The organism is Nautilia sp., assembly GCF_053994455.1.
The window spans coordinates 1-14,445 of sequence record NZ_JBMYAU010000009.1 but is presented as its reverse complement, the minus strand read 5'-3'; the positions used below and the strand labels follow the sequence as shown (position 1 = coordinate 14,445).

At 36.2% G+C, this 14,445-nt stretch carries 12 protein-coding genes; all 12 read left to right on the top strand.

Annotated elements, in window-relative coordinates:
• A partial coding sequence (gene gatA, locus ACXJIE_RS00525) for an Asp-tRNA(Asn)/Glu-tRNA(Gln) amidotransferase subunit GatA (RefSeq protein ID WP_456479029.1) occupies window positions 1-1,067 on the top strand: 1,067 nt, incomplete at its 5' end.
• A complete protein-coding gene (gene guaB / locus ACXJIE_RS00520) occupies window positions 1,064-2,512 on the top strand; it encodes an IMP dehydrogenase (RefSeq protein WP_456479028.1) in 1,449 nt (482 codons plus the stop codon). The genes gatA and guaB, both read left to right, overlap by 4 nt.
• A gap of 121 nt (window positions 2,513-2,633) precedes the next feature.
• Complete coding sequence (locus ACXJIE_RS00515; protein WP_456479027.1) at window positions 2,634-3,587, top strand: TAXI family TRAP transporter solute-binding subunit; 954 nt, start codon at window positions 2,634-2,636, stop codon at window positions 3,585-3,587.
• Between the two features lie 53 nt (window positions 3,588-3,640).
• Window positions 3,641-5,752, top strand: coding sequence for a TRAP transporter permease (locus ACXJIE_RS00510; protein ID WP_456479026.1), 2,112 nt, complete (start codon window positions 3,641-3,643; stop codon window positions 5,750-5,752).
• A 74-nt stretch (window positions 5,753-5,826) separates the two neighbouring features.
• Window positions 5,827-6,063, top strand: a complete 237-nt coding sequence (locus ACXJIE_RS00505; protein WP_456479025.1) for a PqqD family protein — start codon at window positions 5,827-5,829, stop codon at window positions 6,061-6,063.
• On the top strand, window positions 6,060-7,070 hold the full coding sequence (locus tag ACXJIE_RS00500) for an ATP-grasp domain-containing protein (RefSeq protein ID WP_456479024.1): 1,011 nt from the start codon (window positions 6,060-6,062) through the stop codon (window positions 7,068-7,070). Before ACXJIE_RS00505 ends, ACXJIE_RS00500 begins: the two co-directional genes overlap by 4 nt.
• 9 nt (window positions 7,071-7,079) lie before the next feature.
• Entirely contained in the window at window positions 7,080-8,411 is a 1,332-nt protein-coding gene (locus ACXJIE_RS00495; protein WP_456479023.1) for an alanine racemase, read from the top strand.
• 9 nt (window positions 8,412-8,420) lie between these two features.
• Window positions 8,421-10,442, top strand: a complete 2,022-nt coding sequence (locus ACXJIE_RS00490; protein ID WP_456479022.1) for an urea transporter — start codon at window positions 8,421-8,423, stop codon at window positions 10,440-10,442.
• Window positions 10,417-11,007, top strand: a complete 591-nt coding sequence (locus tag ACXJIE_RS00485) for a tetratricopeptide repeat protein (RefSeq protein WP_456479021.1) — start codon at window positions 10,417-10,419, stop codon at window positions 11,005-11,007. Before ACXJIE_RS00490 ends, ACXJIE_RS00485 begins: the two co-directional genes overlap by 26 nt.
• The gene (locus ACXJIE_RS00480; RefSeq protein ID WP_456479020.1) at window positions 11,004-11,597 is read left to right on the top strand and encodes a winged helix-turn-helix domain-containing protein; all 594 of its coding nucleotides are present in this window, start codon (window positions 11,004-11,006) and stop codon (window positions 11,595-11,597) included. The genes ACXJIE_RS00485 and ACXJIE_RS00480 overlap by 4 nt, the downstream gene beginning before the upstream one ends.
• Entirely contained in the window at window positions 11,597-12,469 is an 873-nt protein-coding gene (locus ACXJIE_RS00475) for a hypothetical protein (RefSeq protein WP_456479019.1), read from the top strand. Before ACXJIE_RS00480 ends, ACXJIE_RS00475 begins: the two co-directional genes overlap by 1 nt.
• Before the next feature lie 340 nt (window positions 12,470-12,809).
• Window positions 12,810-14,123 carry a hypothetical protein gene (locus ACXJIE_RS00470; protein ID WP_456479018.1) on the top strand — a complete coding sequence of 438 codons (1,314 nt, stop codon included), beginning with the start codon at window positions 12,810-12,812 and terminating at the stop codon, window positions 14,121-14,123.
• The last annotated feature ends 322 nt before the right edge of the window (window positions 14,124-14,445 follow it).

Here is a 14,445-nt window from a genome sequence, read left to right as displayed (position 1 = left end):
GCAGATGTAACATGGATGAATTCGCAATGGGAAGTTCGACCGAAACAAGTTATTACGGAAAAACCCTAAACCCTCATAATGCAAACAGGGTTCCGGGAGGAAGCAGCGGCGGTAGTGCGGCCGTGGTCGGTGCGGGGCTTGCCGTTGCGGCTCTTGGAAGCGATACGGGAGGATCAATCAGACAGCCTGCTGCGTTTTGCGGTGTAGTGGGAATGAAACCGACTTACGGAAGAGTGTCAAGACTTGGACTTGTGGCATTCTCAAGCTCACTTGATCAAATCGGTCCGATTACCCAAAATGTGGAAGATGCGGCGATTTTATATAATATTATTGCAGGGCATGATCCTAAAGATTCAACGTCAGCACCGGTTGAGAATAAAAAAATAGAAATTAATGAAAACAGAAAACTTAAAATTGCGGTAATCGACAATTATATCGACGAAGCGGATGAGGATATTAAAAAAAGACTTATCGACATTATCGCTGAGCTTGAAAAAGAAGGGCATACGATTATTCACAAAACGCTTATGAATTCAAAATACGACGTGGCGACTTATTATGTGGTGGCGACTGCAGAAGCGAGTTCAAACCTTGCGAGATTTGACGGTATGAGATACGGAAACAGAATCGAAGGAAAAGATCTGAAAGAAACATACAAATTAACAAGAGCGCAGTTCGGCGATGAGGTAAAAAGAAGAATTATGCTCGGAACCTTCGTTCTTTCAAGCGGATATTACGACGCGTATTATTTAAAAGCCCAGAAAGTAAGACACCTAATCAAAAACGAATTCGATAAACTTTTCGCTGAAGCTGATTTGGTTCTAACTCCCGTAACGCCGACAACTGCATTTGAATTCGAAAGCAAAAAAGACCCGCTTGAGATGTATCTGAGCGACATATACACAATAAGCGTAAACCTTGCTGGGGTTCCGGCCATTTCGCTGCCCGTAGGAAAAGATAAAAACAATATGCCTATCGGACTTCAGCTTATAGCTAAACACTTTGACGAGCAGACACTGTTTGACGGAGCGAAAATAGTTGAAAATTTAGTAAAGGAAAGCAAATGAGAATAAAATATAAAGCACTTACATTCGAAGACGTTTTACTGGTTCCTAAATATTCGAACGTATTGCCTAAAGACGTTGACTTAACAACAAAATTTACAAAAAACGTAAGTTTGAATATACCTTTGGTGTCTGCCGCGATGGATACGGTTACGGAAGCAAGGGCCGCTATTGCGATAGCAAGACTCGGGGGTATCGGAGTAATCCATAAAAATATGGATATCGAAACACAGGCGAGAGAAGTTGAAAAAGTTAAAAAAAGTGAAAGCGGTATTATAATAGATCCGGTTAAGGTATTTCCCGACGATACCATAGCAAAAGCCCTTGATATTATGTCCACATACAGAATCTCAGGTGTGCCGGTGGTGGACAGAAACGGAAAACTTGTAGGTATTCTTACGAACAGGGATTTAAGATTTGAAAAAAACACAACAAGATTCGTAAAAGACTTAATGACCAAAATGCCTCTGATTACTGCAAAAGAGGGTATTTCTTTAGAAGAAGCCGAAGATATTCTACATCAGCATAAAATCGAAAAACTGCCTATTATTGATGACAACGGATATTTAAAAGGTTTAATAACAATTAAAGACATTCAAAAGAAAAAAACGTATCCAAATGCCAATAAAGACAAATTCGGAAGACTCAGAGTCGCTGCTGCGGTGGGAGTCGGAAACGGGGTTGAAAGAGCGGCCGCGTTAGTGGGTGCCGGGGTTGACGTAATTGTTGTTGATTCCGCACACGGGCATTCTCAGGGGATTTTGGACGTTGTTAAAGCCATAAAAGAAAGATTTGACGTAGATGTGGTAGGCGGAAACGTTGCAACAGCCGAAGCCACAAGAGCTTTAATCGAAGCGGGTGCCGACGCCGTTAAAGTCGGGATAGGTCCCGGGAGTATCTGTACCACAAGAATTGTAGCGGGTGTCGGGGTTCCGCAAATCAGCGCCATTGACGAATGCGCAAGAGAAGGGGCTAAACACGGCGTTCCTGTTATTGCCGACGGCGGTATTAAATATTCAGGCGATATAGCAAAAGCATTGGCTGTAGGAGCCAGCAGCGTAATGATCGGAAGCCTTCTTGCCGGTACCGAAGAGAGTCCGGGTGAGAGTATTATGTATCAGGGCAGAAAATATAAATCCTATAGAGGTATGGGAAGTATAGGAGCAATGCAAAAAGGCAGTAACGACAGATATTTCCAGGAAGGCACTGCGGCCGATAAATTAGTTCCTGAAGGAATCGAGGGTATGGTTCCTTACAGAGGAAGAATCAGAGACGTCGTTCATCAGCTAATAGGAGGGCTTAGGGCGTCTATGGGATATTGCGGCGCCAAAGACATTCCGACGTTCTGGGAAAATGCCGAATTTGTAGAAATTACAAGCGCGGGACTTAAAGAATCTCACGTTCACGACGTTACAATTACCAAAGAAGCTCCGAATTATCATCAATAAGTTATAACTTTTCCTTTTTTCTTCCATAATATTTAATTATCTGTTAATTTATACTTAAATTTGCGATAATTTTTGATATAATATTCAGACTTAGTAAAAAAAATTAATAAAAGGAGTGTGAATGAAGAAGTTTTTAGTAGGAATGGTGAGTGCCGCGGTACTTGCTACAAGCGCATTGGCTTACCAGTACATTACAATCGGAACGGGGGGAGTGACAGGAGTTTATTACCCGACCGGTGGGGCAATCTGTAGAATTATGAATAAAATGAAAAAAACCACCGGCGTTAAATGTACGGTTGAAAGTACCGGAGGGAGCGTTTATAATATTAACGCCATAAGAAAAGGTGAGCTTGATTTCGGTATCGCCCAGTCGGATGTGGTGTATCAGGCGTATCACGGAGAGGGAAAATTTGAAGGAAAACCTTTTAAAGGCGAAAGAGTCGTAATGTCTATTCACCCCGAGCTTCTTACTTTAGTTGTAAGAAAAGACAGCGGTATTAAAAACTTCTTTGATCTTAAAGGTCACAGAATCAATATAGGAAATCCCGGAAGCGGTAACGAAGCTGCAGTAAAAACACTTTTCGGAGCGTGCAAGTCGCTTAAACTTGACCAGATTAAAGTTGAACAGTTAAAAGCGGCTGAATGTCCTAATGCACTTAAAGATAAAAAAATAGACGGATATTTCTATATGGTGGGACATCCTACCGCCAACATTAAAGATGCTGCAAACTCTACGTCAATTGATTTAATTTCTTTAAACAATGTACCCGCAGCTCAAAAATTGGTTGCAGAAAAACCGTACTATGCCTGGGGAGTGATTCCTGCCGGAATGTATAAAGGGGTAAACCATCCGACTAAAACATACGGTGTTAAGGCTATTTTGGTTACAAGCGACAAAATGGATAATAAAACAGTTTATTATCTGACTAAAGCCATCCTTGATAATTTTGATAAATTCAAAAAAATGCATCCCGCATATAAAAACCTGACCAAAAAAGATCTGCTTAAAGGTTTCGACCATAAGATTATGCATCCGGGTGCCGTTAAAGCGTTTAAAGAAGCGGGACTTTTATAATTCTTCTTCCCTTTTTGGGAATTATCAGTATAAGCCAATAATAAAGGAGTGAAATGTCAAAAAGCAGTGATATTAACCTGGATTTGGAAAAAGAAATAAACGAAATAGAAAAAGAAGCGGTTGAAGGCAAAATCGATAAAAGCCTTGAAGAAGAGATATTAACCGAGTTAGAAGGTCAGAGAAATTTTAAAAGCGGACCTCTATATTGGTTAATAGCTCTTATAGCTTTTGTATGGTCCGTTTATCAGTTGTATGTCAGTTATTTTCCCGTAAACTCCACAATAGTCAGAAGCGTACACCTTTCATTTGCCATAGTACTGGCTTTTTTGGTTTATCCCGTAGCGAAAAAACCTAAATTTTTAAAAAATATTCAGTGGTGGGACTGGATACTTGCCATTGTCGGGGGTCTCGGAGCCGCATATATCGCAATAGATTACGTGGGTCTTTCGAACCGTCCGGGGGATTATCTTTTCAGGGACATTGCAATAGGCGTGGTGTTTATGATTATTCTTTTGGAAGCCGGAAGAAGGGTTATAGGAATAGCTCTTAGTATTGTTGCCATTGTGTTTTTGCTTTATGATAAATTCGGTCAGTACCTCCCCGAACTTATCTCCCATAAGGGTGCATCCGTTGAAAAGATAATGGCGCAGATGTATTTGACGACGGAAGGTATTTACGGAGTGCCTTTGGGTGTCAGTGCCGGATTCGTTTTTTTGTTCGTACTGTTCGGCGCTTTGCTTGAAAGAGCGGGAGCCGGGGAGTATTTTATAAAACTCGCTTATGCAATGCTTGGAAAATATTCCGGAGGTCCTGCAAAAGCGAGTGTTGTGGCGAGCGGGCTTACGGGTATTATTAGCGGAAGTTCCACCGCAAACGTTGTAACGACGGGTGTTTTTACGATTCCCCTTATGAAAAAGGCGGGATTCCCGCCTGAAAAAGCGGCCGCGGTTGAAGTTGCCGCGTCTACTAACGGGCAGCTGATGCCGCCTGTAATGGGAGCCGCTGCGTTTATTATCGCCGAATTTTTGGGACTTGCATACACCGATGTTATTATCGCCGCTGCAATTCCGGCTGTTGTAAGTTATCTCGGTCTTTTATATATAGTTCATTTAGAGAGCAAAAAGCTCGGACTTAAAGGTGAGGATCCGAAAAACCTGCCTCCGAAACGTAAAACGTTTATAAGCGGGCTTCATTATTTAATTCCTGTCGTTTATCTTATGTATGTTTTGATTGTTTTGCGTCAATCCGCTCAGATGGCGGCGTTTAGCGCAATATGGCTTTTAATGGTGATTATTGTTGTTCAGTATCCTTTTTACGCTCTTTTTATTGTTAAAAGAAAACTTATAAAAGAGGATTTTACACAAGGCTTTATAGATATTTTCCACGGTATGGTTGCCGGTGCGAGAAATATGGTTCCGATTGCCCTCGCAACCGCTCTTGCCGGTATAGTTGTGGGGAGTATCACCCTAACGGGAATAGGACAGGTGCTTCTTGACGTAATCGATACGCTTTCAAACGGAAATATTCTGATTGTACTGCTTCTTACGGCTTTTATTTCTTTAATTTTGGGAATGGGGCTTCCTACCACTGCTAATTATATCGTCGTGGCATCCCTGACGGCTCCCGTTATGCTGCAATTAGCTCAGGATAACGGATTTTTAATTCCCGCTATAGCCGCTCATCTTTTTGTGTTTTATTTCGGTATTTTAGCCGACGACACACCGCCCGTCGGTATAGCGGCTTATGCCGCGGCGGGAATCGCAAAGTCTGATCCGATTAAAACCGGGCTTCAGGGATTTGCATACGATATAAGAACCGCAATACTCCCTTTTATGTTTTTTTTCAATATGGAGATGCTTTTGATAAGCGGTGTAAACGAGTGGGATTATAATGAATTTACTTTTATTTCCGATCCGTTTAAAATTGCGCTGATTTTTGTTACGGCAATGCTTGGAATGTTTAGTTTCTCTTCCGCAACGCAGGGTTATTTTATTAAACATACTAATATAATACAAAGGCTGCTTTTCTTAGCGGCGGTTCCTCTGTTTATGCTTCCTAACTTAATGGTCGAATATTTAAAACTGCCTAACGAATACGTATCATACGCAATAGGCTTTGTTATCTGGGCTGTTATCTATTTTTGGCAGAAATCCCAAAAAAACTAATTTTTTTTCTTTCCCGTTTACTTTTCATTAACTTTTTCATATTATTATTTTAATAAATCAATAAAGGAGTGTTTATGTTGCTGAATGAAATGATAATCGATAAAAACAATATGGCTTTTATACCGTCTCTCGGAACTTCTTATCAGTTAAACGATACGGCTAAAAAAATAATAGAACTGATAAAAGAGGGAAAAAATAAAGATGAGATAGTAAAAATCATTGCGGAGGAAAACAATGCTAAATGGAGAGATGTTTATATAGATGTCGAAGATTTTTTTCAAAAACTTAAAGTATACGGACTTATACAATGAAAGTGGCTGTAAGCGGACTTAACAATACGGACAATCCGGCACCCGGTATTCCTGTTGCTAAAAGTTTGAGAGACGGACATTCCTTAATAGGGCTTAGTTATGATCCGAACGAACCCGGAATTTATCAGCATATGTTTGAAAAAGTTTATTTAATGCCTTATCCTTCTTTGGGATATGAAGAGTTTCAAAAAAGAATAAAAGAGATAAAAGAAAAATCAAAAATAGAGGTTGTCATTCCTAACTTGGATGCCGAACTGCCTTTATATATTAAATATCAGCAAGAAATTGAAAATTTTGGAATAAAAACCTATTTGCCGAGTTTAACGTGTTTTGAAATGCGTGATAAAAGCAAGCTGCCTAAACTCAGTAAAAAACTCGGTGTAAAACATCCTAAAACCGTGGAAATAGTATCTTTGGACGATTTGATAAAAGCCACTAAAGAGCTCGGTTTTCCGGTAATGGTAAAAGGAAATTACTATAAAGCCTATAAAGCTTTTAATATAGACGAGGCAATTGAATATTATTATAAAATATCGAATGAATGGGGTTTTCCCTTGCTTGTACAAGAGGTTATAAGCGGGATTGAAATAAATTTTGTGGGAATAGGCAACGGGGAGGAACTGATTGCCGGAATGGGAATTAAAAAACTGACAACTACGGAATTGGGAAAAGTATGGAGTGCAATAAGCATCAAAAACGAAAAACTTTTTGAAGCGAGCAGAAAATTTGTTGAGACACTCGGATGGAAAGGCGCTTTTGAATTTGAAGCTATGAGTGACGGAAAAGATATCTATTTAATCGAAATAAATCCGAGATTCCCCGCGTGGGTTTATTTTGCAACGATGCTCGGAATCAATCTGCCCGAAATAATGTTAAAACTTATAAAAGGTGAGAAAGTCAATAAAAAATTCGATTATCCTATGGAAAAAATGTATGTAAGATTTGTAGAAGAAACCGTGGCGGATTTTAATAAATTTTCCACACTGATATCGAAAAAAGAAATTTAAGGAGAAAAAATGTATGAAAAACCTACAATAAACAGAGTGGATTTTGCAATGGCGAGTAAATACGGAAGTCCCCTCAAAACACAAAAAATAAGAAGCGAAATAGACGGGGTCAAGGTGGAAGAACTTGTAAAAAAATACGGTTCTCCCCTTTTTGTATTCAGTGAGAGAATTATAGAAGAAAAATATAGCGAGTTCAAAAATGCGTTTGCAAGCAGATATCCCGAAGTTGAATTTTGGTGGAGTTATAAAACGAATTACCTGGACGCAATATGTAAAATATACCACAAACTCGGAAGTAAAGCCGAAGTCGTAAGCGAGTTTGAATATGAAAAGGCGAGAAGATTGGGAATAGACGGAGAAAATATTATTTTTAACGGTCCTTACAAGCCTAAAGAAGCTTTGAAAAAAGCGGCTCTTGAAGGGGCGAAAATTCATATTGACCACTGGTATGAAATTAATGATCTTGAAGAAATCGCCGAAGAAATAGGAAGGGAAATCCCTGTTGCAATAAGATGCAATATGGATACCGGAGTATATCCTCAGTGGAGCAGATTCGGATTCAATATAGACAACGGCGAAGCGTATGATGCCGTAAAAAGAATATTTGACGGGAAAAAGCTTTATCTGACGGGTCTTCATTCCCATATAGGGACATTTATGCTTAGTGCAAACGCATATGCGAATGAAACGAAAAAACTGATTGAACTTAAAAACAGAGTTGAACAGGATTTCGGATATGAAATAGATTATATTGATATAGGGGGAGGGTTCGCTTCTAAAAACAGATTGAAAGGTGTTTATCAGGCACCCGAAGTTATAGTTCCGAGTGCCGACGAATACGCCGAAGCGGTGACTAATGCGATTTTTGAAAACAACAAAGGAAAACTTCCTAAACTATATCTTGAAACGGGCCGTGCTCTTATTGATGAGGCCGGATTTTTACTTACAACCGTTTTTGCGGCAAAAAGAATGCCGGACGGCAAAAAAAGTTATATAGTCGATGCGGGTGTAAATCTTTTGTATACGGCGTTTTGGTACAATTTTGAAATTGCACTTGACAAAAGATATGAAGGACTTAACGAACCTTCCCAGATAAACGGGCCTTTGTGTATGAATATTGATGTGATTGCCGAGAGCATTATGCTTCCGCCTCTTGATAGGGGAAGCGTTTTAAGTATCTGGCCTGTGGGTGCTTATAACGTAACGCAGTCAATGCAGTTTATCAGATACAGACCGAGAATTGTACTGGTAGATAAAAATGCCGGTACGCATTTGATTAAAGAGGCGGATGATTTGGATTATGTAGCGGAAAAAGAATTGATTCCGGATTATCTGAAATAAGGTATGATTTTGCAGGAATTGAAATTTATATTAAAACCTTATATTTCGGTACTTTTTTTAAGAGACGTAAAAGCGGGTGCGGTTCTTTTTTTACTCTCTTTTCTGCTTCCGAGTGTGGGTGTGTTGGGTATTGTTTCCGTTTTAAGTACGGTTTTGTTTGCAGAATTTATAAATGTGAGAGAAGAATATCTGAAATACGGTTTTTATCTTTACAACTCCCTGCTGGTGGGAATGGGGGTCGGATATTTTTTTGACGTAACGTTAGTTACCCTGATTTTAACGGTTATGCTTTCAATTTTGACGTTTTTGGTCTCGTTTAGTATAAATAAGGTGTTTTATAAATATTCACTCCCTCTTCTTTCTTTGCCTTTTGCAATCGTCAGTATGGTTTTTTATCTTGCAAGTCTTAAATATACGGGGCTTTTAAGCAATATTTTAAACCGCAAAGCCCTTTTTGACGTTCATGTTTTATTTGAACAGTTTTTTAAAACCATGGGTACCATATTTTTTCTTCCGTATGCGTTTGCAGGTATTGTTATATCTTTGTTGATTCTTTTTTATTCGAGAATTTTATTTTTGTTGGCTTTTAGCGGGTTTTGGGTCGGGGTTTGGTTTCACTCTTTTTTTATTTCTTTTTCGGATTCTTTGAATTCACCGTATAATTTCAATTTCGTTTTGATAGCTATGGCGTTAGGAGGGGTGTTTTTAATTCCGAATGTAAAAAATTTTTTACTTGCTTTTTTAGCTGTTTTTTTGTCGGTGGTGTTAATAGACGCTATGGAAGTTTTTTTCAATATGTACGTTCTTCCGGTTTATACGCTTCCTTTTAACATTACTACACTTTTATTTATAATGATACTTTTTAGTATGGGGTATGTGTATTTTAATTACGATATAAAAGGAACACCGGAAAAATCTCTTTTGACCTTTTTGAGCAGATATTACAGGTTCGGCGGCAACGGAATAAAAATAGCTTTGCCTTTTACCGGGGAATGGTGTGTATATCAGGGATTTGACGGAGAGTGGACACATAAGGGTAAATGGAAATACGCTTATGATTTCGTAATTAAGAAAAATGGAAAAACGTTTGCAAACGAAGGACTGTTTTTGGAGGATTATTATGCGTTTGGAAAGCCTGTTTTGGCGCCCGTCAACGGATATGTCACGGCTGTTAGGGACGATTTGCCGGATAATTTCATAGGAAATGTGGACAGAACAAATAATTGGGGCAATTATGTAATTATAAAAAGTGATTACGGTTACTTTGTGGAAGTATCCCATTTAATGCAGAAATCTGTCAATGTAAAAATCGGAGATTATGTTAAAATGGGGGATATAATTGCAAAATGCGGTAACAGCGGTTATTCTCCCGAACCCCATATTCACGTGCAGGTTCAAAAATATGCCGTTTTGGGAAGTGAAACCCTGCCTTTTAAATTTATAGATTATATAAAAGAAGGCAGACTTTTTTATTATTCTCTGCCTAAGAAAGGCGAAATTATAGAGTCATGTATAAACGACAAATCAATGAAACTGAGACTTACTTTTATACTCGACGACAGATTTAGGTACGAGGTTTTTGAAAACGGAAATAAAACCGGTGAAATTGAATTTAGTGTCAAAATGAATGACAAAGGAGAGTTTTATTTTACCGATGGTGAAAACAGGCTTTATTTTTATACGGACGAGAAAATTTTTTATTTTTACGAATATGAAGGAAATGAAAGTTTGTTAAAGCAGATATTTAAAGTCGCTCCTAAAATTCCTTTAATTAACAGGGAGGTAAAATATGAGGACGTTTTGCCTCCTGAGTTTAAATACGGTTTATTTAAGCGGTTTATAATAGAACTGCTGTTGCCTTTTAATTTTGAACTGTTTGCTAAAAAAAGTTTATATTTAAAAAAAATGCTTAAAATTTCTTCGGAATACGGAGAAGTGAATTTTTCATTTTACGAAAAAGGATTTGATAAAATCAAATTCGGTAAATTTGTGTTGAGGAGGATTTATGAAAAAAGTAATGTTATTGATTAGTTTGGTGATTGGTCTGTTTGCGCTGGATATAAAAAAAGCTTATTACGAATCTTATAATTATGAAAAAATGGGAGATTATAAGGATGCGATTAAGGTTTTGATACCCGTATATAAAAAATATCCTAAAGGATATACCATTAATTTGAGATTGGGATGGCTTTTTTATTTAAGTAAAAAATATCAAAATGCCCTTGACCATTATAAAAAAGCGTCTTTAACGGCACCTTATTCTATAGAAGCTAAATTGGGTATAATGAGAGCCTATATGGCGGCGGGCGATTATGACAACGCTTTGAAAGTAGGGGATGTTATACTTAAAATCGATTATTATAATTATTACGGAAACTATTACGAAATTGTGTCTCTTATAGCGGAGAAAAAATACGACACCGCTTTGAAACTTACAAATAAAATGTTGGGTCTTTATCCGACAAGCGTACTTTTTTTAACCGAGCTCGGAAAAATCTATTTTGTAAAAGACAAGAAAAAAGCACGAAAAATATTTGAGGATATTTTGATTCTTGATCCTAATAATGTGGTGGCAAAAGAGTATTTGAAAAAATGAAAATACTTTTTTTCACCGTTTTTAAGATAAATATCGACAGATTCGAATGCACTTATATTAATGAAGAAAACGATTTTTACGATGCCGTTTTGAATAAAAAATTTGACGTTATAGTCATATCTTTTGACTTTTATTCAAATTATTTAGAAATTAGAAAATATGTAAATTCGCAAGTGATATTTCTAACGGAATACTGTGATTTACAGATTTATAAAAAAGTGCTCGAAGTTGCCGATTACTGTTATTTGTACGGGGAATACGACAAACTTATGTTGAGACTGGAATATTTAAGAAAAAAAATATTAAATTCGGCTTCAAGCGTGTATAAAAGCGGAAATATGTTGTATAATTTTTCTACAAACGAAGTTTATATAAATTCCGAACCCGTTAAGCTAAGCAATGCGGAAAAAGAACTGTTAAGAACCTTGATAAAAAACAGAAACATATATATTTCCAAAGAAGATATATTGATGGAGTGTGACAATATAGAAAGCGAATCGTCAATTAAAGTGCTTATTTCTCATTTAAGAAAACTCGGGATAAATATAGAAAATCAAAAAAATTACGGTTATAAATTGAAGGAGCGATAATGAAAAAACTGATTCTTACGGGATTGTTTACATCTTTGTTTGCATCAAACTTTACACCTTATGCGGCGTATATAAGTTATAGTAAAAACACCGCCAAAGATTCGGCGTATATTTTAGGATTTTATGTGTCCGATTACGAAGCGCCTTATAAAACCGAAATCGACGCCGAGTTTTTAAATTTAAAATATAAAGATTCCCCCGATTACAGACAGGGCGATTTGACTTTTGTTTTGAATTATTATCAGGGGTTTAATTATAAATATAGGATAGGGATTCATAATATATTTGCAAGCAGTCCGGAAACTGTGACATATCAGCCTCCGAGCAGATTTGCCTCCGCAACCACTGCCACGGTTTATAAAAGTGATTACAGTTTTGTTTTGTTTGCGGGTGCTACGTATTATGAGTATTTACATTTTAATGCGAATATGGATTTTTATTTTTCTTCTTACGATAACGTTAAGGTTTATCAGATTACACCTAAGTTCGGATATAGTTTCGGGGATTATAAATCACCGGAAGGTTCGTTTTATATAGAAGGAAAAATTAATTTTATAAATTTAAGCAATAATACACAGACACCTGAAGATAAATATACGAATTTCGATGTTAAATTGCAAAACTTTAAAGGTCCGTGGGTGACTACGTTTAAAATCAGTCTGGGAAAATCCGCTTATAAAGTGGATAATGACGGGTTTGTTGTTTATAATCTCGGAGAGGAGTACAAAAATTCCTATGAAATTTCTTTGGGAAAAAAGTTCGGGGAAAAAGATTTTATATCGGCAAGTGTAGGCTACAGTGTCTTTGAAGAAACGGAAGGTTACGAGGCCTCGTCGGCGACACTCTTGCTGAGCTATTCTCACACTTTTTAAAACAGCTCTTTTACTATTTCGAATCTGTTTGCCGTCATAATATGGATTTTAGGATGTGTTTTTATAAGGTTTTGAAACAGTTTTCTGCTTAAATCCATTCCTACTTTATATTCTTCCTCTTCGCCTTTTTTATGTACTTCCCGACTTTAAAACTATTCCTCTCCAATATTTCTTTACTGATTGTATGCTTATATCCATCTTTTCACTTACATTTTTTAATTAAATCTTTGGTGTTTTTTTATAGATAAATAACTTTTATTCTTCTGTAAATTTTCTTCATTTTTTTGACAGGGGGGAATTTAGTTAAAATAAAAACATCAAACAATAAAAAGGAAAAAAAATGAAAAAATTAATAACACTCACTTTAGCAGCGGTATTAGGGATAAGCTGTGAAACTTATTTTCCGGACGCTTTAAGCTCAAATACAAAGATAAAAGGAATGGCGAAGCTTAAAAATGCCGATAATACATTAAGCTCGCCAATTATAGAAGAAAAATTTATTTGTAAAAATTCAATTAACCCTCTAAAAAATCTGTGTGAGAACGAGAATTATAACAAAAAACTGCCTGAAATTACTTTTAAAATTTCAAATAATGACAACGTGATTTATGCCGATAAAAATATGGAAATAAATTCATCCGACATTGGAGAAATAATCATTACAAAACCAAATATAACCATTACATTCAAAGCTCCTTATACAGAAAAATCACTTACAAACATTCAAAAAATAAAATCAATTACTGATAATACTGGAAGCGTTACTTTGATATTTAAAGGAGGTGATTATTATATTGAAGATATAAAAATTAGTGATGATGAAAGAATGCCTTCATTTAGAGTTTGCAAAAACAGATTTAAGATTATGACTCCAAACAACAGCAGACTTTTTGTAAAAAACTTTGAAGTTGAAAACTATAAACCCGTCCCGCTCAACGTTTCTTTGAATGAAAACAATTCACCAAACGCTCTTTTAATATATGCACTTGATAATTTCAAAATAGAAACAAAAGGAAAATTAAGAGGTAACTTTTATCTTTACGGTTATTCGGATATTACTCTAAAGGCAAATCCGAGCAGTTTAGTAAAAGGAGCAATTCACGCAGATGGAGAATTAACTGACTTTGGATTAAGAGTCAAATATCAAAAGCATGAAAATATGCATAAACTTATCGTATGTAACACCCTGCCTCCTATGCCCGATAGCAAAAAGAACAATGAAACGCTTCTCGGAATAGATTCAAATAATAACGGTATCAGAGATGATGTGGAGATTTGGATACTAAAAACTTATTCAATCCAAAAATACCCGAAAATAAAAATAGCAATCGCTATGCAATATACAAAAGCTGCACAAAAAATCTTAGAAAATCCTGTGTTTGAAACTTCCAAAATTATTAATAATGCGATTGATTGTGAAAACAATATTTTATTTGAAAAAGCCAAGAAACTAAATTTAAAAGGTTACCAAGCAGTAAAATTTACAATTGATAATGCTATTATAAATGACAAATTAAGAGATAAGATTTTTAATACAAATAATAGATTAAAAAAATATTTTAAATTCAATGCATCATGTAATGGACATGTTTTTGATATAGGAGAAACCAATACAAGCTTATGCAATTTTAACATCAATGAAATAGGAGAGTAACTATGAAAAAAATAACAGCTTTGATATTAATAATTTTATCTTTTTCATTTGCATTACCAATTAACGAATGCAAAACGGATATATATTTTGTAAATGGTGTATGGAATACAGAGGACCAAGCAAGAGATAGTGCTAAAAAATTATATCAAATAATTAAATATGAATTGAGTCCTCTGAAAAACCAATAAGAAAATGATAATACCAAAACCCAAATGACAGCGAACAATATGTAAGGAATAAGAATTGCTTGAAGTGAAGTATGAAGAGGTTAGAGGTAAAAGAATTACATACAATAGAGGAATTAAAAAAAGAAATAAGAAAC